The following is a 20,964-nucleotide window of genomic DNA, read 5'->3' as shown; positions in this document are numbered from 1 at the left end:
ATTTTCACGTTTTCAATAGCCTACTTTTTTGGTCAATTATTTATCTGTTAGGAGTGATTTTTATGTATTGCATTCAATGTGAACAAACCATGCGTACCCCGGTTGGTAATGGCTGTAGTTATGCGCAGGGCATGTGCGGGAAAACAGCGGAAACATCCGACTTACAGGATTTGCTGGTTGCCGTCTTGCAGAGTCTGTCCGCTTGGGCATTGCAGGGACGGGATTTAGGCATTATCGACAATCAAATTGACGCTTTCAGCGCACAAGCCTTTTTCGCCACCTTAACCAATGTTAACTTTGATTCGCAACGAATCATTCAATATGCGCAACAAGCAGAACAGTACCGCGATGATCTGATCCGTCGCTGTCGGGCAATTAATCCGAGTATTGATGTCAATCATCCGCTGGCACATTTGAAACTACAAGGCGATTCCATTGCACAGCTGAGCGCACAGGCGGCGGATTTTGCCCTGAACAGCGACCGGACAGAAATCGGTGAGGAAGCGCACGGCGTGCGTATGCTGTGCCTGTACGGCTTGAAAGGGGCGGCGGCCTATATGGAGCATGCGCATGTATTAGGTAAATCCGATAACGAAGTATATCGCCAGTTCCATGAATTTATGGCTTGGTTGGGTACTCAGCCGAGTGAACTTAATGAATTGCTGGAAAAAGCGTTGGCTATCGGTAACATGAATTTCCGGGTTATGCAGCTGTTGGATGAAGGGGAAACTGAGGCGTTCGGCAATCCGCTTCCCGCCAGCGTTAACGTTAAACCGGTCGCGGGTAAATGTATTCTGATCTCCGGGCATGATCTGAAAGATTTAAAAGCCCTGCTTGAACAAACCGAAGGCACCGGCATTAACATTTATACCCACGGCGAAATGCTGCCAGCACACGGTTATCCGGAGCTGAAAAAATATTCGCATTTAGCGGGCAATTACGGTAGCGGCTGGCAGAATCAACAAAAAGAATTCGCCAAATTCCCGGGGCCAATTATCATGACCTCAAACTGCATTATTGATCCGAACGTGGGCCATTATGCAGACCGCATTTTTACCCGCAGTATCGTCGGTTGGCCGGGTGTTACGCATCTTGAAGATCGCAATTTCGCTCAGGTTATCGCCAAAGCCGAGGCGATGCCCGGCTTTCCTTACAGCGAATTGGAACATCAAATCACGGTCGGTTTTGGGCGCCAAACGCTGCTAGATGCGGCGGACAGCGTAATTAACATGGTGGCGGAGAAAAAATTGCGTCACGTGTTTTTAGTCGGTGGCTGCGACGGCAGCAAAGGCGAACGCAGCTACTATACCGATTTTGCCCGTCAGGTGCCGCAGGATTGCGCTATTCTTACCCTCGGTTGCGGCAAATACCGCTTCAATAAGCTGGATTTCGGCACCATCGACGGTCTACCGCGCCTGTTGGATGTAGGTCAATGCAACGACGCCTATTCTGCCATTATGCTCGCGGTAAATCTGGCACAAAAACTGAATATCGGGGTGAATGAGTTGCCGTTGACCTTAGTACTTTCTTGGTTTGAGCAAAAAGCTATTGTTATCTTGCTGACTCTGCTGGCGCTCGGTGTGAAAAATATTTATACCGGTCCGACCGCGCCAGCATTTTTAAACGACAACCTAATGGCGCTGCTAAATCAAAAATTCGGTTTACGCGGTTTAACCACGCCGGAACAGGATATGGCTGAGGCATTGGCGAAATAATCAATAAGTGCGGTGGTTTTTTATCGTGTTTTACGGATTGCACTCCGTTAAAACTGTCGAAAAAACCACCGCGCTTTGTACAGGAAATTGTTATGTCGGAAAATCAAAACCCGTTATGCTACAACCAAATGCAAGTTCATTCGGTGCTGAAAGAAACCGATGATGTTTATACGCTTGAACTGATCGCGCAGGATTTTTATCCATATCAGCCCGGTCAGTATGCGCTGGTCAGTATCAAAAATACACCCGATATCGCCCGCGCCTACACCCTATCCTCTTCACCGGGATTGAGCCGCTTTATCACTCTGACCGTGCGCCGCATTGAGAACGGCGTTGGTTCCAACTGGCTGACCTCAGAGGTCAAACCCGGCGATCAAATTTGGTTGTCCGATCCGATGGGCGAATTTACCTGCACGAAAATCATCAGTAACCATTACTTGTTGGCTGCCGGTGGTTGCGGCATAACGCCGATTATGTCAATGACTCGCTGGCTGCTGAACAATCGTCCTGAAGTGAATATCACGGTGCTGTACAGCGTACACGCCCCAAAAGATGTGATCTTCAAACGCGAATGGGAGCAACTGCGCCAGCAATTTCCGCAACTGAAATTGTTTATCAACGCTTCAGTGGATGCTGAAGAAGGTTTTCTGAGCGGTCGGGTCAACCGCGAGATGCTGGCACAACTGGTGCCAAATATCGCCGATTACAGCGTGCTAACCTGCGGTCCGCAAAGTTATATGAACGATTTGCAGGCGATGACTGCAGCGCTCGGCGTTCCACCGCAGCGGTTCTTTTTGGAACAATTCCACGCCGCGGCAGAAAACTGTCTGGTGGATAACAGCAAACAAGTGAGCTTAACGATTACCAATCCGCAGCCGCAAACCTTTTCAGTGCCGGTGGGCATGAGCCTACTGGCGGCGCTGGAAGAACACCAAATGCCAGTAATTGCTGCTTGTCGTTCCGGGATCTGCGGTTCCTGCAAAACCTTGGTGCGCAGCGGCGACTATGAGGTATCCACGCAGGGCCCACTGACGGAAGATGAAATCAAACGCGGCTATGTGCTGGCGTGTAGCTGCCAGCTGAAAGGAAATATGACGGTAGATCTGCTACCGGATTAATGCGTTTGCTCCAGCCAAAAGCCGAATATTGCCATTCGGCTTTTGTATTACCTAAAATGGGTTAAAACCAATAAAAAAGCCCGGCATAACCGGGCTGTAGTGAAGCATTGATAGAATACGAATCCGTTATGATTACGCGCTCTGGCAATCGGCAGATTTTTTCTCAAAACGTTCTGCCGCGTAATCCCAGTTAACGACATTCCAGAATTCTTTAATGTAATCAGGACGACGGTTTTGGAATTTCAGGTAATAGGCGTGTTCCCAAACATCTAAGGCGATAATCGGAAAACCTTCGCAGCCGGCGATGTCTTTCCCCATTAACGGGCTGTCCTGATTCGCCGTAGAAACCACTTCCAATTTGCCCTGATTTAACACCAACCACGCCCAGCCGGAACCGAAACGGGTCGCCGCCGCTTTTTCAAATTCCGCCTGAAACGCTTCTACAGAACCAAAATCGCGGATAATCGCTTCTTTTAATGCGCCTTGTAAGGTCGTACCTTTTTTCAGACCTTTCCAGAACAAGCTGTGATTGGCGTGGCCGCCAACATTGTTGCGCACCGCGGTACGTTTATCCGCCGGTACCGTCGCCAATTTGGCACTCAGCTCGCCCGGACATAAATCAGCGAATTCAGGCAAGGTTTCCAATACCGCATTGGCGTTATTCACATAAGTTTGATGATGTTTAGAATGGTGAATTTCCATGGTTTGAGCGTCAAAATGCGGTTCTAAGGCATCATAGGCATAGCCTAATTCAGGTAGGGTATAAGACATATGAGTTTCCTTCTATAAAATAATCGTGAGTAATAAAGCCGATAAAATCTTAACAAAAAAATTGATTAAGATCATTAAAAGTTTAAATTTTTGTTAAAAAAATAGGGCGACCACAACCTCGCCCTAGCTATCTAATCACGCTAACCGTTTAATCTTGCTGTGCTTTTACCGCAGCCACCGCAACCATATTAATAATACGGCGCACAGATGAGGCAGAGGTTAAAATATGCGCAGTTTTGTCCATACCCATTAAAATCGGTCCAATCGTAATCGGAGTTGCCGTTCCCTGTAACAGATTCAGACTAATACGCGCAGCCTCCATATTCGGCATGATCAATAAATTCGCCGCACCTTTAAGCGGACTGTCCGGCATAATGTCTTTGCGCAGCGTTTCCGATAACGCCACATCACAGTGCATTTCACCATCAATAATCAATTCCGGCACACGCGCCTTGACTAAGCGCAAAACTTCCCGCATTTTCACCGCACTTGGGTCATCAAAACTACCGTAATTGGAATGGGAAACTAGCGCTACCTGCGGTTCAATACCGAACCGGCGAACTTCGGCAGCCGACATCAGGGTGATTTCCGCCAGTTCTTCCGCTGTCGGATTGCGATTCACAAACGTATCGGCAATAAACAGGTTGCCAGTTGGCAGTACCAAGCCGTTTACCGTCGCGGGAATCGTGCCGGCTTTCACGCCGATAATATCTTTAATCGCACTTAAATGAGACGCATAAGGTCCCACCAAACCGCACAGCATGGCATCCGCCTTGCCTAATTCCAGCAACATGGTACCAAGTGCGGTCGGATTATGCAGCATTTTTCGTTTTGCCCCTGCCGGCGCCATGCCATGACGTTTCAGTTTATTGTAATAGGCAGTCCAGCATTCTTCATAATAGGGGTTGTTTTCAATATCAATAATGGCAAAATCACGCCCCTGCTCAAGGTGCAAGCCCAGTTTTTTGATCGTCTGTTCAATTACTGCGGTACGTCCCAACAAAATCGGCGCCGCAATGCCTAATGTGGCGATTTCCTGTACCGCATGCAGTACCCGAGGCTCTTCGCCGTCGGTCAGCAACACCCGTTTTTTGTCCTGTTTTGCCTGTGCAAACACCGGCTTCATAAACAGATTGGTTTTATACACAAATTGAGTCAGCTTCTCAATATAGGCATCAAAATCCGTAATCGGGCGAGTTGCCACGCCACTATCCATGGCGGCTTTCGCCACCGCTGGTGCGATTTTAACAATTAAGCGCGGATCAAAAGGTTTCGGAATAAGATAATCAGGTCCGAACGACACTTCGCTGTCGCCATAAGCGGAAGTCACGACATCGCTTTGTTCTGCCAACGCAAGATCGGCAATGGCATACACTGCCGCCAGCTTCATTTCTTCGTTAATCGTAGTGGCGCTGACATCCAACGCGCCGCGGAAAATAAACGGGAAACACAGTACGTTGTTAACTTGATTCGGATAATCGGAACGACCGGTGCACACAATCGCATCAGGGCGCACTGCTTTTGCCAGCGGCGGTAGAATTTCCGGTTCCGGATTCGCCAATGCCAAAATCAGCGGGCTTGGTCCCATGGTTTTCACCATTTCTTGCGTCAATGCGCCGGCGGCGGAACAACCGAGGAAAATATCTGCATCGGGAATGGCGTCTGCCAGCGTTCTGCTGCCGTTATCCTCAATCGCATATTGTTTTTTGGTCTCGTCCATGCGGGCATCGCGACCTTTGTAAATCACCCCTTTGGAATCACAGACCGTAATATTCTCCCGCTTCATCCCCAGTGAAACCAGCAGATTCAAACAAGCGATCGACGCCGCTCCCGCACCGGAAGCCACCAATCTGACCTCTTCAATATTCTTATTGACAATGCGCAGCCCGTTAATCACCGCCGCGGCGGAAATAATCGCCGTACCGTGCTGATCATCGTGGAAGACCGGAATCTTCATGCGCTCGCGCAATTTTTGTTCAATATAAAAACATTCCGGCGCTTTAATATCTTCAAGGTTAATTCCCCCGAAAGTCGGTTCAAGAGCAGCAATGATCTCCACCAGCTTTTCCGGATCTTTTTCATCAATTTCAATGTCAAACACATCCACACCGGCGAATTTTTTAAATAATACGCCCTTGCCTTCCATCACCGGTTTGCCGGCCAGCGCGCCGATATTGCCCAAACCGAGCACCGCCGTACCGTTTGAGATAACCGCCACAAGATTACCGCGCGAAGTATAACGATAAGCCGTTGCCGGATCCGCCTGAATTTCCAGACAAGGCATTGCCACACCCGGTGAATAGGCCAACGCCAAATCGCGCTGAGTCGCTAGCGATTTGGTCGGCGTGACTTCAATTTTACCCGGTTGCGGAAATTCGTGAAAATCCAATGCGGCTTGACGTAGTTGTGCATCCATAAAACGATCCTTCTAAAATTAACATGACATCTAAAAATAAGCTGAACACAGCCTGCTTATTATAGGCAAAAAAATCAGAAAATCTGTGACTCAAAACACATTTTATTATTCTCCGTGAAAAACCACCGCACTTTAGCGGCACCATTTCGTTTACCACAGGGTTTAGAGGTTTCGGCGAATATGTAGTAGAATATTCGACAGTTCAGTTTAATACATGGTCAAATAATGCGATTAGATAAATTTATTGCCGAACATACCGGACTTACCCGCTCACAAGCAGGCAAAGCGCTACGCCAAAGTGCGGTCACAATTAACAGTAAAATCGAAAAAAACGGCGCCGCCAAAATCGGGCCGCAAGATGAAGTCCGCTTCGACGGCGAATTATTGCGCTGGGTGGAAAGTGGTCAATATATTATGCTGTACAAACCGCAGGATTATATCTGCACTCATGATGATGACGGCGCTTACCCGAACATCTATTCGTTATTTGATTATCCGCTGGCAGGAAAGCTGCACAGCGTCGGGCGTTTGGATGCCGATACCACCGGCTTAGTGCTGCTGACGGATGACGGTCAGTGGTCGCATCGCATTACATCACCAAAACACCATTGCCCTAAAACCTATTCGGTTAGGCTTGCCGATCCGGTGGAAAATCATTATCAGCACAGCTGCGCTCAAGGCATCATGCTGCGCGGTGAAAAGTCGCCAACCAAACCGGCGCAGCTGGAAATCGTTGATGATTATCATGTCAATCTGACTCTCAGCGAAGGACGTTATCATCAGGTCAAACGCATGTTTGCCGCGCTGGGAAATAAAGTGGTCGCCTTACACCGCTGGAAAATCGGTGAGGTAATATTGGATGCGCGCTTACAAGCGGGCGAACACCGTCCCTTGAACGCTGAAGAAATCGCACTGTTAACAAAAGGATAAGTTTTGCATCACGACAAACCGTACAAAGCCGGCTTTATTTTTATTCTTACGCTGGGTATTCTGTCAATGCTGCCGCCCCTGGGCGTAGATATGTACCTGCCGGCGTTTTTGAATATCGCCCGCGATCTTCAGGTCAGCCCCGAACAGGTGCAGCATACGCTGACTTTTTTTGCTTACGGCTTGGCGGCAGGACAACTGTTCTGGGGACCGGTAGGCGACAGTTTCGGGCGCAAGCCGATTATTCTGCTCGGTGTGGTTGTCAGCGCGCTAACCGCATTAACCCTGACGCGCGTGGAATATATCGGTAGTTTTACCCTGCTGCGCTTTATTCAAGGCTTTTTCGGCGCCGCGCCGGTGGTGCTGGCCGGTGCGCTGCTGCGCGATCTGTTCAGCAAAAACGAATTGTCCCGTACCATGTCCACCATTACGCTGGTGTTTATGATGGCGCCGTTGGTTGCTCCGATTATCGGCGGCTATCTGGTTTCTTACTTCCATTGGCATTCCATTTTTTATGTAATTTCCGCAATGGGATGGTTAAGTGTGCTGCTGGTTTATTTTATCGTGCCGGAAACCCATAAAAAAGAAAACCGAATGCCGCTACGCTTAAGCATTATCGCGCGCAACTTTGTCAATTTATGGAAGAAAAAAGAAGTGCTCGGCTATATGTTTACCGGCGCATTCGGATTTGGCGGTTTATTTGCCTTTATCACTGCCGGTTCCATTGTTTATATCGGCATTTACGGCGTCGCGGTCCAGCATTTCGGTTATTTCTTTATGCTGAATATCGGCATAATGACTCTTGGCTCCTTTCTGAACGGACGACTGGTAACCAAAATTGGGGCTGAAAAAATGCTACAGGCGGGACTCACCGTGCAATTTGTTGCCGGGTTGTGGTTATTGCTGGTGGTGCTGTTTGATCTCGGCTTCTGGCCGATGGCTATCGGCGTCGCATTTTTCGTCGGACAGAATTCCGTTATCGGGTCCAATGCCATGGCATCCATTCTGGAAAAATTCCCGTCCATGGCCGGCACCGCGAATTCCATGGTGGGCAGCGTTCGTTTCGGCACCGGCGCGACAATCGGTTCGTTGGTCGCCCTAATGGAAATGAAAACCGCCACACCAATGTTGCTGACCATGACGATTTGCTCGCTGATCGCCGTCAGCTTTTATTATTTTTTAACCTATAAGAATCTGCAATAAGCATGGCAAAACTGACGATTAAGGATATTGCCCGCCTCTGCGGCGTCGGCAAATCCACCGTTTCCCGCGTGCTGAATCATGATCCGAACGTCAGCGCACAAACTCGTCAACGGGTGGAACAAATCATTCGGCAATATCAGTTCCATCCCTCAAAATCCGCTCGCTCCATGCGCGGCGTCAACAGCCGCACTATCGGCATTATCGTTTCTCGTTTGTCTTCCGCTTCGGAGAATCAGGCGCTTGCCGCTATGCTGCCGCTGTTGTATGCCAATCAGTGCGAACCGATTATCGTTGAAAGTCGCTTTAACCCCGCTATGGTGCAGGAGCATTTGAATTTTTTCACGCAGCGCGCCGTTGACGGTGTCATTTTATTTGCCTTCAGCGAACTGAATGAAGACAGCTTAACCGGCTGGAAAGAGAAAATGGTAGTTATCGCCCGCCATTATCCTACGCTTTCCAGCGTTTATTACGATGATGAAAAAGCCATTGGTTTACTGATGCAGCACCTTTATGCGCAAGGTCATCGACATATCGCCTACCTCGGCGTACAAGACTGCGATCTGACAACCGGCTATCGCCGTCATCAAAGCTACCAGCAATTCTGCCAAACTCATCAGCTTACGCCACATTCAGTGCAAGGCGAACTCGGTTATCTCTGGGCATATCAACACACCGGTGCGGTCATTTCGCCGCAAATTTCTGCCTTAGTCTGCGCCACCGACAGTCAGGCACTCGGCGCGATAAAATATTTACAAGAAAACCGCCTGCAACAGATTCAGGTATGCAGTGTCGGCAACAATCCCCTGTTGCAGTTTCTGTTTCCGAATATCCTAATGGCGGAACTGGGCTTTACGCAAGCCGGCGAAATCGCCGTTACCCAATTATTAGCATTATTGGAAGGCAAGCCCATTCAACATTATTGCGTGGATTGCACACTTGCCGAATAAGCGTATAAATAAGCGAAACGGCAATCAGTGAAAAAACCTGGCAAAAAAGCACCACACTTTTCTGACGGAAACTAATCCACCCCGCAACAGACCGCGCGCCAAGCCGTTGCGGGGCGTGTTGTACGATTATGCGCTTAAGCGGTTGCGTTTTTTCTGTAACACAAAGACTAATACTAACAACAACGCGCAGATCAGTGAAATCATAAATAAGGTGCCGAAAAACCCGTTCCATTTGAACTGTTCAATGATCAACGAAAGCGGCAAACCGGCAATCGCCGCGCCGATATAAGCGAACAGGCTGACAAAACCGGTTGAAGCGCCAGACGCATATTTATGCGAATTTTCCGCTGCCGCCATGGCAATTAAGAATTGTGGTCCGAAAATAAAAAATCCCATGAGGAAAAACAGCGCCGACATAATCACGCTGTTATCGCTCGGAATAAACCATAACCCCAGCGCAACGGCAATGATCCCGACCACATAAATAATATTCATTTGAGTGCGGTTACCATGGAAAAATTTATCCGAGCCCCAACCGGCAAATAACGCGCCGAGAAAACCGCCCACTTCAAAAAAGGCGATCACCGTATTGGCCTGTAGCAGGTTATAACCGTGGGTTTCGGTTAAATACAAATTTCCCCAGTCATTAATTCCGGTGCGGACGATATAAACTAGCCCATACGAAACCGCCAACGCCCAAATAATGTTATTTTTAAAAACATATTGGGTTAAAATTTCCCACGTAGATAAACCGACGCCTTCACTCTCATGTTTCTGCTCGGCAATGTCATTGCGCCATTCGCCGACAGTCGGCAGCCCCATTGAACTCGGGCGATCGCGCAACAGTACACATAAACCGATACCGATCAGCACGGCGATCACACCGGGAATGATCATGCCGTAACGCCATCCCCAAGCCAGCGCCACCGCCCCGGCGATAAGCGGAATAAGCGCGCCGCCGAGATTATGCGAGGTATTCCAAATCGCCCACCACAATCCCCTTTCGTTGCGCGAATACCACGTATTTAAAATCTTTGAACAAGGCGGCCAGCCCCAGCCCTGAAAAAAGGCGTTGATCATCCACAGCGTTACAAACATAAAAATCGACGAACTCATGCCGAATACGATATTCACAACACCGGTCGCCATTAAACCCAGTCCCATAAAATAGCGCGGATTGGAACGGTCGCCGATAACGCCAGACAAAAATTTAGATACGCCATAAGTTAGATAAAACGCCGTGCCCATGATACCGATATCGGCTTTCTGCAACCCCAGATCCGCCAGCATCTCCGGCATAACAAAGTTAAACCCTTTGCGGGTAAAATAAAATACCGCATAGCCGATATAACTGACAATCATTAAATGTAAGCGCCAGTAGCGATAGGTACGATCAATTTCTTCCTTGCTTTTTGTCACCGGAAGATCTTCTGCTTGCTTAAAAATAAACATAGTGCATCTCCTTAACATCATTCGTTATAAAATTAACAAATTTATTTTTTAATAGTTTATAATAATAAAAATGTGAAAAAAGTTACATCGATCACAGTTTTTATCTTTTTTTCCGGTATGATAAAAAAAGAGCTTATTTTCTTTTCCACCCTAACAAGAGGTTATCAACATGCACGCACATGACATTGCAAAATACATCGATCACACCGCACTTACCGCTGAAAAAACACAGCAGGACATTATTCGGCTCTGTAATGAAGCCATTGAACACGGTTTTTTCTCGGTGTGTATTAATTCGGCTTATATTCCGTTGGCAAAATGCCAGCTTGCTAATACGAATGTGAAAATCTGCACAGTGGTCGGTTTTCCGCTGGGCGCGAATTTGAGTTCTGTCAAAGCCTTTGAAGCGAAAGAGGCAATTCACGCCGGGGCGAATGAAATTGACATGGTGATTAATGTAGGATTGATAAAATCCAATCAGTGGCAGGCAGTTAAAGAAGATATTCAAGCGGTGCTGAACGCCTGTGCTGGCACGCCGTTAAAAGTGATTTTGGAAACCTGTTTGCTAACCAAGGCGGAAATCGTGCAAGCCTGCGAAATCTGCAAAGGGTTAAATGTAGCGTTCGTCAAGACCTCCACCGGCTTCAATAAGGGTGGTGCGACGGTTGAAGATGTCGCGTTGATGAAACAAACCGTTGGTGATATTGGCGTTAAAGCCTCCGGCGGTATCCGCGATACCCAAACCGCGCTGGCGATGATTAAAGCCGGCGCTACCCGCATCGGCGCCAGCGCAGGGATTGCGATTATCCACGGATTAGGCGATACTGACAGCCAATATTAATCAATTCAAGGGCTTACCCGTATGGATAACACACTCAGCCCGCGCGTACAGAAACTGGCGTTTTTGCTGAAACAAATGGATAAAATTCATCTGCGTGACGCGGCGGAAATTCTGAATGTGTCAGAAATGACCATCCGACGCGATTTAACCCATAATACGGGACCGGTGGTGCTGTTGGGCGGGTATATTGTCGCCAATCCCAGCCAGAATACCGATAAACGGTATTTTATCGCCGAACAGCAAACCCGCAATATCGCGCCCAAAATGCACATTGGCTCACTGGCGGCTCCGCTGGTGCAGGAAGGCGATGTGGTTTTTTTCGATTGCGGCTCCACCATTCCGTTCATCGCTTCGCAAATAGATAACGGGATAAAATTCACCGCACTTTGCTATTCACTGAATGTGTTTATGGCGTTGCAGGATAAGCCGAATTGTGAGGTGATTTTGTGTGGCGGGCATTATACGCGTCATAATTCCTGTTTTGCGCCGGTGCGTTTGTCTGCCGAGCTGGAGTCGGTTTGTAGCGGCAAAGCCTTTATTTCTGCCGCCGGCGTGGATGTCCGACAAGGCGTAACCTGCTTTAATTTTGATGAAGCGCGCATTAAAACTCATGCCATGGCAAAAACGCAGCAGGCGATTTTGGTGTTCGACCACTCCAAGCTGCATAAAGTGCGGCAAGCATATATCGGCGAGCTGAAACAATTTGATTTGGTGGTGTCGGATCAGCCGTTGCCAGCGGAATTCGCCGCACAATCTCCGGATGTCATGTACTGACATCCGCCTCTCCCCGCCAATAAAATTCTAACCGAAAAACCACCGCACTACAATGCCCGATTTGACCGATTAACTCCAAACGGAATAAATATCAGCCTACTCTCTTCTTACTGCAAAATCGATTAAGTCAATGAATCGCAATCATTCTTTCATCCGTGTTGCTGACTATTTCGACCCATCAATCATATGCCATTCAATCGCCCGAAATGACCGTTTTATAAAATAAATCCCTAAAACCGGGCATTTTTCGGATAAAATTTGCTTATTTTTTGTGAGCCATTTCACAAAAAACACACAAATTCTAAAAAAGACTGTTTTGCCTCTTTCTTTTCGTCAAGAATAATTTTGTCTGTAGCGCATCATTTCACTACCAATTAAAGAGGAGATAACATGACTCAATGCAAAGCAAATCCGGTCAAAATCGGTATTCGTCCAACCATTGACGGCCGTCGTCTGGGTGTACGTGAATCCCTTGAAACTCAAACCATGAATATGGCGCAGTCTGTCGCCCGTTTGTTGGAAAGTCAATTAAGACATACCGACGGCAGCTTTGTCGAATGCGTTATCGCCGACAGCTGTATTGGCGGCGTGGCGGAAGCGGCGGCTTGTGCGGAAAAATTCAAATTAAATAATGTCGGCTTAACCATTACGGTCACGCCATGCTGGTGCTACGGTTCGGAAACCATCGACATGGATCCGCATATGCCGAAAGCCATTTGGGGCTTTAACGGTACCGAACGTCCGGGCGCAGTTTATCTGGCGGCGGCACTGGCAGGACATTCGCAAATGGGTTTGCCGGCATTTTCCATTTACGGCACCGAAGTACAGGAAGCGGACGACAACTCCATTCCACAAGACGTACAGGAAAAACTGCTGCGTTTCGCCCGCGCCGGTCTGGTCGTCGCCACAATTCGCGGCAAAGCCTATTTGTCCATCGGTTCGGTATCCATGGGCATTGCAGGGTCTATTGTCAATCAACCGTTCTTCCAAGAATATCTGGGCATGCGCAACGAATACGTGGATATGAGTGAAATCAAACGCCGTTTGGATCGTGGAATTTATGATCAGGAAGAAGTGGAACTCGCCTTATCTTGGGTCAAACAATATTGCAAAGAGGGCGTGGACGTTAATAGTCCGGAACACCAACGCGATGCCGCAGGACGCGCGCAGGTGTGGGAAACCGTAGTGAAGATGGCAATCATCAGCCGGGATTTAATGGTGGGCAATCCGAAACTTGCCGCGCTGAACTACGGCGAAGAAGCGCTGGGTCACCACGCCATTGCCGCGGGCTTCCAAGGACAGCGCCATTGGACCGATCATTTACCGAACGGTGATTTTATGGAAGCGATACTAAACTCCACCTACGACTGGAACGGTGTGCGCCCGCCATATATTCTCGCCACGGAAAACGACTCACTGAACGGAGTCAATATGCTATTCGGTCATCAACTGACCGGTCAGGCACAAATTTTTGCCGACGTGCGGACTTATTGGAGCGAAGATGCCGTCGAACGAGTCACCGGTTTCCGTCCGCAAAGCGGATTCATTCACTTGATCAACTCCGGTTCAGCGGCATTGGACGGCACCGGTCAGCATCAGGATAAAGACGGCAACCCAGTCATTAAGCCAGTGTGGGAAGTCAGTGAAGAAGACGGCAAACGCTGTCTGGAAAATACCCGCTGGTGTGCGGCGGTACATGAATATTTCCGTGGCGGCGGTTATTCCTCACAGTATCTTACCCGCGGCGGTATGCCGTTTACCATGCACCGTCTGAATCTGATTAAAGGACTCGGTCCGGTTCTGCAAATTGCCGAAGGTTGGTCGATTGAATTACCGCAAAGCGTGCACGACACCTTAATGAAACGGACCAATGAAACTTGGCCTTGTACTTGGTTTGTGCCGCGCTTAACCGGCAACGGCGCTTTCACCGACGTTTATTCGGTGATGGCGAACTGGGGCGCTAACCACTGCGTCGCCACTTACGGTCATATCGGCGCGGATTTAATTACGTTGGCATCAATGCTGCGTATTCCGGTTTGCATGCACAATGTGGCGGAACAGGACGTATTCCGTCCAAGCGCGTGGAACGGTTTCGGTCAGGACAAAGAGGGACAGGATTACCGCGCATGCGCTAATTTCGGTCCGCTGTACAAATAATGCGACCGTAATCGTTCATCAAGCGATTGTATCCATCTTTTTTCTTTTGATTATTTTTAAAAAAGTGCGGTTATTTTGACCGCACTTTTAGAGGGATTTTATGGCTATTGCACTGATTTTTGACTGCGGTGCCACCAATTTACGCACCATTGCAATAAATGAGAAAGGCGATATTCTAGCCGCTCATCATCTCGCCAACAATACCCGACCGGATGCGGATAATCCTGCTTTTCATATTTGGGATTTTGAGGAAATCTGGCAAAAACTGATGCGTTGCGCCCAACAAACCCTCGCCGAATTGAAAACCAAACGTATTGATACCGCACAAATCGTCGGTATCGGCGTCACCACATTCGGTGTAGACGGCGCGCCCTTTGACAAACAGGGAAAACAGCTTTACCCGATTATCTCGTGGAAATGTCCGCGTACTTTGCCGATGATGGCGAATTTGTCGGATTATCTTGATGTCGAGGCGCTGTATCGGCGCAACGGTATCGGTCAATACAGCTTTAATACCTTATTTAAGCTGTTGTGGCTGAAAAATCACCAACCCGAGATTTATCGGCGTATGGATAAATGGGTGTTTATTTCTTCCATGTTAAGCCAGCGACTGACCGGTATTTTCACCACCGACCGCACCATGGCGGGCACCTCTATGATGACCGCTCTTACCAGCGGCGATTGGGATGAACAGGTGCTATCGATGTTGGGGCTGACGACAGCGCACTTCCCGCCGCTGATCAATGCCGGCGAGCGCATCGGTTTGCTGTCGGAAACACTGGCGGCACAGCTCGGCTTAAATCCGATTCCGGTCATATCTTGCGGGCATGATACGCAATTTGCCGTTTTCGGTTCGGGTGCCGGCTTACATCAGCCGGTGCTCAGCTCAGGCACCTAGGAAATACTGATGGCGCGTACCGAACGGGCTCAGCCCGATATGGCATTTGTGGCGCAGGGACTGACCACAGAATTTGACGCCGCGCCGAATCGGTTTAATCCCGCTGTGCAATGGGTCGGTTCTGGTGTTATGGAATGGATCGGCAAATTGTTGTTCGCCGATGTGGCGGGAACGGCGCAGTATTATCCGACCATGATCGCAGCAGGCGAACAGGTGCCGCCCGGCGCTGACGGCATACGTTTACAGGGCAATTTCGCCGCCGCAGAGGATTTGCTCGGCAACGGACGGATTATTGGTCTGTCAATGCACCACAGTCGCGCCCAGATCTATCGTGCTGCACTGGAATATATGGCGCTACAACTGAAAAACGGATTAAACGTGTTACAGCAAGTCAGTCACTTCAATGCAGACAGCTTGATTTGCGTCGGCGGCGGTTCGAAAAACCGCTTGTGGAATCAAATCCGCGCCGATGTGCTCAATCTTCCGCTGGATATTGTCGATGTCGCGGAAAGCACCGTACTGGGTGCGGCGATGTTCACCTTCGCAGGCATCGGCGTTTATGCTTCAGCCGAACAGGCACAGTGCGCAATGCGACCGCGCACACAGCGGATTTATCCGTCGCCGCAAGCTGCCGACTATCGGCAATGGTTAGCTCAAATAAAATAATAAGAGGTTTAAATATGAATAAAAAAGCACTTTCCCGCAAAATTATTGATACCTGTCTAGAGATGACAAGACTGGGATTAAATCAGGGCACTGCCGGCAACGTCAGCGTACGTTATCAAGACGGCATGCTGATCACACCGACCGGCACGCCCTATGAACTCATGACTGAAGACAGCATCGTATATGTGGATAAAAACGGTCAGCACGAAGCCGGCAAGTTGCCGTCGAGCGAATGGCATTTTCATTTAGCGGTGTATGAAGCTCGCGCAGATGCTCAGGCTGTGGTGCATAATCACTCCATCAACTGCGCCGCCGTCTCTATTCTGGAAAAACCGATTCCGCCGATTCATTACATGATCGCCGTCGGCGGCACCGATCACATTCCTTGCGTGCCCTATGCCACCTTCGGCACCCACAAATTAGCGGAATATGTGAAAGAAGGGATTAAACAAAGCAAAGCCATTTTACTGGCGCATCACGGCCTAATCGCGGCAGAAAAAAATCTGGATAAAGCCTTATGGCTGGCACATGAAGTGGAGGTGCTGGCGGCGTGGTATATCAAACTGCTTTCCACCAACCAGCCGATTCCTTTGCTGTCAACGGAAGAAATGCAGGTGGTGCTGGAAAAATTTAAGTCCTACGGACTGAGAATTGAGGAAAAATAATGTCATGCTAAACATGATTTCCGATCACTTTATTTAAGAAGGAACATTTTATGACCGTCAAAGTGCTTGAAAAGAAGTTTGTCATCCCTTTTATTTTAATTACCAGTTTGTTCGCCCTGTGGGGATTTGCAAACGATATCACCAACCCAATGGTTGCGGTGTTTCAGACTGTTATGGAAATTCCCGCCTCCGAAGCCGCACTCGTTCAGTTTGCGTTCTACGGCGGATACGGAACCATGGCAATTCCCGCCGCACTTTTTGTCAGCCGTTACAGTTATAAATCGGGCGTGCTGCTCGGTCTTGCGTTGTATGCGGTAGGCGCGTTTTTATTTTACCCCGCCGCACTATATGAAGAATTCACCTATTTTCTGCTTTCTTTATATATCCTGACTTTCGGATTGGCTTTTCTGGAAACTACCGCCAATCCGTATATTCTTTCCATGGGCGATCCGCAAACCGCTACCCGCCGCCTGAATCTGGCACAATCATTTAACCCGCTCGGTTCGATCACCGGGATGTTTGTCGCCTCTCAAATTGTGCTGACCAGTCTGGAATCCGACAAACGCGACGCAGCAGGCAATTTGATCTTCACCACCCTATCCGCAGCGGAAAAAGCTGTTGTGCGTACCCACGATCTGGAAATCATCCGCAATCCTTATCTGGTCGCCGGTGTCGTGGTGCTGCTCGTCATGCTGATCATCGCTTTATATAAAATGCCGAAAACTAAAGTGGAAGAAAGTGCGCCACTGGCTTTTAAAGAATCTTTCCGCCGCTTATACGCTAATGCTAAATATCGTGAAGGCGTCATTGCGCAGGTATTTTATGTAGGTGTGCAGATTATGTGCTGGACATTTATTATTCAGTATGCGGAACGACTGGGCTTTACCAAAGCGGAGGCGCAAAATTACAATATCATCGCCATGGCGATTTTCATCGTCAGCCGTTTTATCAGCACCAGCATCATGAAATTCCTCAAAGCGGAACTGATGCTTTATTTATTCGCATTGGGCGGTTTTTGCAGTATTCTGGGCGTTATTTTTATCGACGGTATCGGCGGATTATATTGCCTGATTTTAACTTCCGGCTTTATGTCACTGATGTTCCCGACCATTTACGGCATTGCGCTGTACGGCTTAAAAGAAGAATCCACGCTAGGCGCGGCGGGATTGGTGATGGCGATTGTCGGCGGCGCCTTAATGCCGCCGCTACAAGGCATCATCATTGATCAAGGCGAAGTACTGGGCATGCCAGCGGTGAACTTCTCTTTCATTCTCCCGCTAATCTGTTTCGTCGTCATCGCCGCCTACGGCTACAGAGCATGGAAGGTATTGAAATAATTTAAAACCTATCTTACCAACGCTAAACATACCGCACGCTTAAAGTGCGGTATATTTTTTGTAAGTTTTACACACTGTCTCTGTCGATCAACACTGTCGGCAACTCAATTACCGCCCCTGTTTCGTTGACATCATGTTGTAATAGCTCGACCAGTTTTTGACCAGCGACAGTTCCCAATTTTTCGTAAGGAATCGCGATTGTCGTCAAACGGGGATAAGATACCGCACTAACATCCAAACCGCCCAGCCCGACAATAGACACATCATTCGGCACGGATAAATGCTTGCGTATGGCTTCAAACAAAGCACCGCATGCCAGCTCGTCAGATAAAAAAACCAGCGCGTCTACCTTTCCCCACATCAGCAACGCATCATTTAATAATTTCGCACCGGTTGAAAAAGAAATAGGCTCAGCGTGATGCAAAATCAAATGCGGATCCATATAATGCGCCAGCAACGTAGTATGCCAACTTTCGAGATATTGTTGAAAAATAGCCAATTCCTGATTGGCACATAACAACCCGATTTCTCGATGCCCGCGCTGAATTAAAAAACGCAGCATATTTTGCACCGCACTTTTACTGTTTACACACACGTTTATGCCAAGCGGCTTGTTTTGTTTAGCACCGATTTCAACACAAACAATTCCGCTGTGTCTGATCCACTCCGCTTCTGATGGCGGACAGTTGAAATTCAATAAAATAATGGCTGCCGGCGAGTGATTAATCAATTCTTTCAGCCAATCCTTATGCGAGGCTAGCAGAATAATCAGTTGCATATCCAAACATTGTAATTCTTTTTGCAACGCAGACAGGATAAGCGCGTTTTCTGTTGAAACGATTGATGAGGTAACAATCACAATATTCCCGGCAGACACCGAGGCTAAATGACGGGCCGCAACATTTGGTACATAACCTAATTGTCGAATAGCTTGCTGAATTTTTTCACGTAACGGTTCCGACACCAAGTGCGGTGTGCGAATAGCGCGGGAAATCGTCATTTGTCCGACACCAGCCATTTTAGCCACATCGGCCAATGTGGTTTTACCTGTAGAACGACGAACCCGCATAGCACTCCATGGCATTACCCCTCAATAATCAAACTGCATTACGTTATACCAAAAAAAGTACGGTTTAGATAGCTCTTTATAAAAAGTGTTAGCTCGCTCACATTTCCGGTAAAACCTAATTGATAGCGCTATCATTTCTCACTTAGACTAGCGCTGAATAACCTTACGGGAAAAATTTTTATGCTTAAATCCTATCTTGATGCTGGCGGCTAAAGATAACCACTCTCATTTGGACATGCTCGCTCAGATTGCAGCACTGTTATCCGATGACGAAAGCGTTGAAAAACTCATTCAGACATCTGCAATATCGGATATTGCAGACATCATATATCGTTATTAATCCACCTTCACAATAAGGAGAACACAATGATGAAAATTATGGCAGTATGCGGTTCCGGGTTAGGCAGCAGCTTTATGATGGAAATGAACATCAAAAAAGCATTGAAAAATCTAGGTAAAGACGCGGAAGTCAATCATACCGATCTGGCTTCCGTCACCTTAAACGACGCGGATCTCTTCGTGATGGCAAGTGATATCGCCGACAGCAGCGGAATTCCGGCAGAGCGAATTATTGTGGTTAAAAATATCGTTAGTGTCGCTGAGTTCGAAGAAAAACTGAGCGCGTATTTTAACCGCTAGGAGATACATTATGGACGGCTTGCTTTTCTTTATTCTGGATATTTTAAAAGTTCCCTCTGTATTAGTCGGTCTGATTGCATTAGTCGGTTTAATTACGCAGAAAAAAGCATTCCCCGATGTGATAAAAGGAACAATTAAAACCATTTTAGGTTTCATTGTATTAGGCGGCGGTGCGACGGTATTAGTCAGCTCATTACAACCGCTCGGCGGGATGTTTGAACATGCGTTTAATGTCCAAGGTATCATTCCGAACAATGAAGCAATCGTCTCCATGGCAGTGGAAAAATACGGCACGGCAACGGCGTTGATTATGGCATTCGGTATGGTTGCCAATATTATTGTTGCTCGCTTTACCCGTTTGAAATTTATCTTTCTGACCGGTCATCATACATTCTATATGGCCTGTATGATCGGTATCATTTTGACTGTCATCGGTTTTGAAGGTGTACAACTTATTTTAGTCGGTTCCTTAACACTGGGCTTGGTCATGGCGTTTTTCCCGGCACTGGCTCACTTTTATATGAAAAAAATCACCGGCAGCAATGATGTCGGCTTCGGACATTTCGGCACATTGGGTTACGTGTTATCCGGCGCTATCGGTCAAGCCGTAGGCAAAGGTTCAAAATCAACTGAAGAGATGAATTTGCCGAAAAATCTCAGTTTTCTGCGTGACAGCTCAATTTCGATCTCATTAACCATGATGGTGATCTACTTCATCCTCGCCATCGCCTCTGGCAGCGATTATGTGACAAACAACCTGAGCGGCGGTCAGCATTATTTGGTATATGCCGCAATTCAGGCGATTACTTTTGCCGCCGGCGTATTTATTATTCTGCAAGGTGTGCGTTTAATCTTAGCCGAAATCGTACCTGCGTTTACCGGTTTTTCCGAAAAACTGGTTCCGGACGCCAAGCCCGCGCTGGACTGCCCGATTGTTTTTCCTTATGCCCCTAATGCAGTATTACTCGGGTTTTTATCCAGCTTCGTCGGCGGAATCGTCGGTTTAATTCTATTGGGACAATTAAATTGGGTATTGATTCTGCCCGGCGTCGTACCGCACTTTTTCTGTGGCGCCACCGCCGGTGTATTCGGTAACGCCACCGGCGGTCGACGCGGTGCGATTTTAGGCGCATTCGCTCATGGTCTGTTAATCACATTCTTACCGGTCTTTCTGCTACCTGTGTTAGGCTCGCTTGGCTTTGCCAATACCACATTCTCCGATGCGGATTTCGGGGGTGTCGGATTGGTGTTGGGATATATGGCGAAACACTTATCGCCGAATATGATTATGCTTGTTATCTTCGCTATTTTTGCGGCACTGGTGGCATATAACTATATAGCGAAAAGACCGCTGTCCAAAGGTGAATAA

17 protein-coding genes and 1 pseudogene are annotated in these 20,964 nt (G+C 48.0%); 14 read left to right on the top strand and 4 right to left on the bottom strand.

The features are described from left to right. The first annotated feature begins 62 nt into the window (after positions 1 to 62). On the top strand, positions 63 to 1,715 hold the full coding sequence (gene hcp, locus BN3349_RS01660; RefSeq protein ID WP_040975547.1) for a hydroxylamine reductase: 1,653 nt from the start codon (positions 63 to 65) through the stop codon (positions 1,713 to 1,715). A gap of 92 nt (positions 1,716 to 1,807) precedes the next feature. After that, positions 1,808 to 2,833: an NADH oxidoreductase gene (gene hcr / locus BN3349_RS01655; protein WP_040975546.1), complete on the top strand. Its 1,026-nt coding sequence runs from the start codon at positions 1,808 to 1,810 to the stop codon at positions 2,831 to 2,833. 132 nt (positions 2,834 to 2,965) lie between these two features. On the opposite strand, the gene sodA is transcribed toward hcr, so the two are convergent. Both sodA and BN3349_RS01645 read right to left on the bottom strand, forming a co-directional pair. Beyond that, positions 2,966 to 3,604, bottom strand: a complete 639-nt coding sequence (gene sodA, locus BN3349_RS01650) for a superoxide dismutase [Mn] (protein WP_040975545.1) — start codon at positions 3,602 to 3,604, stop codon at positions 2,966 to 2,968. A 148-nt stretch (positions 3,605 to 3,752) separates the two neighbouring features. After that, entirely contained in the window at positions 3,753 to 6,020 is a 2,268-nt protein-coding gene (locus BN3349_RS01645) for an NADP-dependent malic enzyme (RefSeq protein WP_040975544.1), read from the bottom strand. A 225-nt stretch (positions 6,021 to 6,245) separates the two neighbouring features. On the opposite strand from BN3349_RS01645, the gene rsuA reads away from it, so the two are divergent. From rsuA to treR, 3 genes are read left to right on the top strand one after another with little or no spacing between them, the layout of a single operon-like run. Further along, on the top strand, positions 6,246 to 6,950 hold the full coding sequence (gene rsuA / locus BN3349_RS01640) for a 16S rRNA pseudouridine(516) synthase RsuA (RefSeq protein WP_040975543.1): 705 nt from the start codon (positions 6,246 to 6,248) through the stop codon (positions 6,948 to 6,950). A gap of 3 nt (positions 6,951 to 6,953) precedes the next feature. Continuing rightward, positions 6,954 to 8,150 carry a Bcr/CflA family multidrug efflux MFS transporter gene (locus BN3349_RS01635; RefSeq protein WP_040975542.1) on the top strand — a complete coding sequence of 399 codons (1,197 nt, stop codon included), beginning with the start codon at positions 6,954 to 6,956 and terminating at the stop codon, positions 8,148 to 8,150. A 2-nt stretch (positions 8,151 to 8,152) separates the two neighbouring features. Next, positions 8,153 to 9,097, top strand: a complete 945-nt coding sequence (treR, locus tag BN3349_RS01630) for a trehalose operon repressor TreR (protein WP_040975541.1) — start codon at positions 8,153 to 8,155, stop codon at positions 9,095 to 9,097. Between the two features lie 126 nt (positions 9,098 to 9,223). Here the strand turns inward: treR and uhpC are convergent, their stop codons facing one another. After that, positions 9,224 to 10,549, bottom strand: a complete 1,326-nt coding sequence (uhpC, locus tag BN3349_RS01625; protein WP_040975540.1) for an MFS transporter family glucose-6-phosphate receptor UhpC — start codon at positions 10,547 to 10,549, stop codon at positions 9,224 to 9,226. 169 nt (positions 10,550 to 10,718) lie between these two features. Here uhpC and deoC point away from each other — a divergent pair, with 169 nt between their 5' ends. The 6 genes and pseudogenes from deoC to fucP all read left to right on the top strand — a co-directional run bounded on the left by deoC (position 10,719) and on the right by fucP (position 17,887). Next, a complete protein-coding gene (gene deoC, locus BN3349_RS01620; protein ID WP_040975539.1) occupies positions 10,719 to 11,390 on the top strand; it encodes a deoxyribose-phosphate aldolase in 672 nt (223 codons plus the stop codon). Positions 11,391 to 11,411: 21 nt separating this feature from the next. Next, on the top strand, positions 11,412 to 12,164 hold the full coding sequence (gene deoR / locus BN3349_RS01615) for a DNA-binding transcriptional repressor DeoR (RefSeq protein ID WP_040975538.1): 753 nt from the start codon (positions 11,412 to 11,414) through the stop codon (positions 12,162 to 12,164). Positions 12,165 to 12,554: 390 nt separating this feature from the next. Continuing rightward, entirely contained in the window at positions 12,555 to 14,321 is a 1,767-nt protein-coding gene (fucI, locus tag BN3349_RS01610) for an L-fucose isomerase (RefSeq protein ID WP_040975537.1), read from the top strand. Positions 14,322 to 14,421: 100 nt separating this feature from the next. Then, positions 14,422 to 15,885, top strand: a pseudogene (fucK, locus tag BN3349_RS01605) (L-fuculokinase). Positions 15,886 to 15,899: 14 nt separating this feature from the next. After that, the gene (gene fucA / locus BN3349_RS01600) at positions 15,900 to 16,550 is read left to right on the top strand and encodes an L-fuculose-phosphate aldolase (protein ID WP_032108563.1); all 651 of its coding nucleotides are present in this window, start codon (positions 15,900 to 15,902) and stop codon (positions 16,548 to 16,550) included. A 50-nt stretch (positions 16,551 to 16,600) separates the two neighbouring features. Then, complete coding sequence (gene fucP, locus BN3349_RS01595) at positions 16,601 to 17,887, top strand: L-fucose:H+ symporter permease (RefSeq protein WP_040975536.1); 1,287 nt, start codon at positions 16,601 to 16,603, stop codon at positions 17,885 to 17,887. 67 nt (positions 17,888 to 17,954) lie between these two features. Here the strand turns inward: fucP and BN3349_RS01590 are convergent, their stop codons facing one another. Further along, positions 17,955 to 18,956 carry a LacI family DNA-binding transcriptional regulator gene (locus tag BN3349_RS01590; protein WP_245853701.1) on the bottom strand — a complete coding sequence of 334 codons (1,002 nt, stop codon included), beginning with the start codon at positions 18,954 to 18,956 and terminating at the stop codon, positions 17,955 to 17,957. A gap of 199 nt (positions 18,957 to 19,155) precedes the next feature. On the opposite strand from BN3349_RS01590, the gene BN3349_RS12310 reads away from it, so the two are divergent. The 3 genes from BN3349_RS12310 to ulaA are packed head-to-tail and all read left to right on the top strand — an operon-like array spanning position 19,156 to position 20,964. After that, complete coding sequence (locus tag BN3349_RS12310) at positions 19,156 to 19,296, top strand: PTS sugar transporter subunit IIA (RefSeq protein WP_082024865.1); 141 nt, start codon at positions 19,156 to 19,158, stop codon at positions 19,294 to 19,296. Positions 19,297 to 19,325: 29 nt separating this feature from the next. After that, positions 19,326 to 19,595, top strand: a complete 270-nt coding sequence (locus BN3349_RS01580; RefSeq protein ID WP_040975634.1) for a PTS sugar transporter subunit IIB — start codon at positions 19,326 to 19,328, stop codon at positions 19,593 to 19,595. Positions 19,596 to 19,605: 10 nt separating this feature from the next. Next, positions 19,606 to 20,964 (top strand): PTS ascorbate transporter subunit IIC, encoded by a 1,359-nt coding sequence (gene ulaA, locus BN3349_RS01575; RefSeq protein WP_040975534.1) that lies wholly within the window; start codon positions 19,606 to 19,608, stop codon positions 20,962 to 20,964.

It is taken from the genome of Necropsobacter massiliensis (assembly GCF_000827595.2).
Lineage (GTDB): Bacteria > Pseudomonadota > Gammaproteobacteria > Enterobacterales > Pasteurellaceae > Necropsobacter > Necropsobacter massiliensis.
This window is presented reverse-complemented; position numbering and strand designations above follow the sequence as displayed.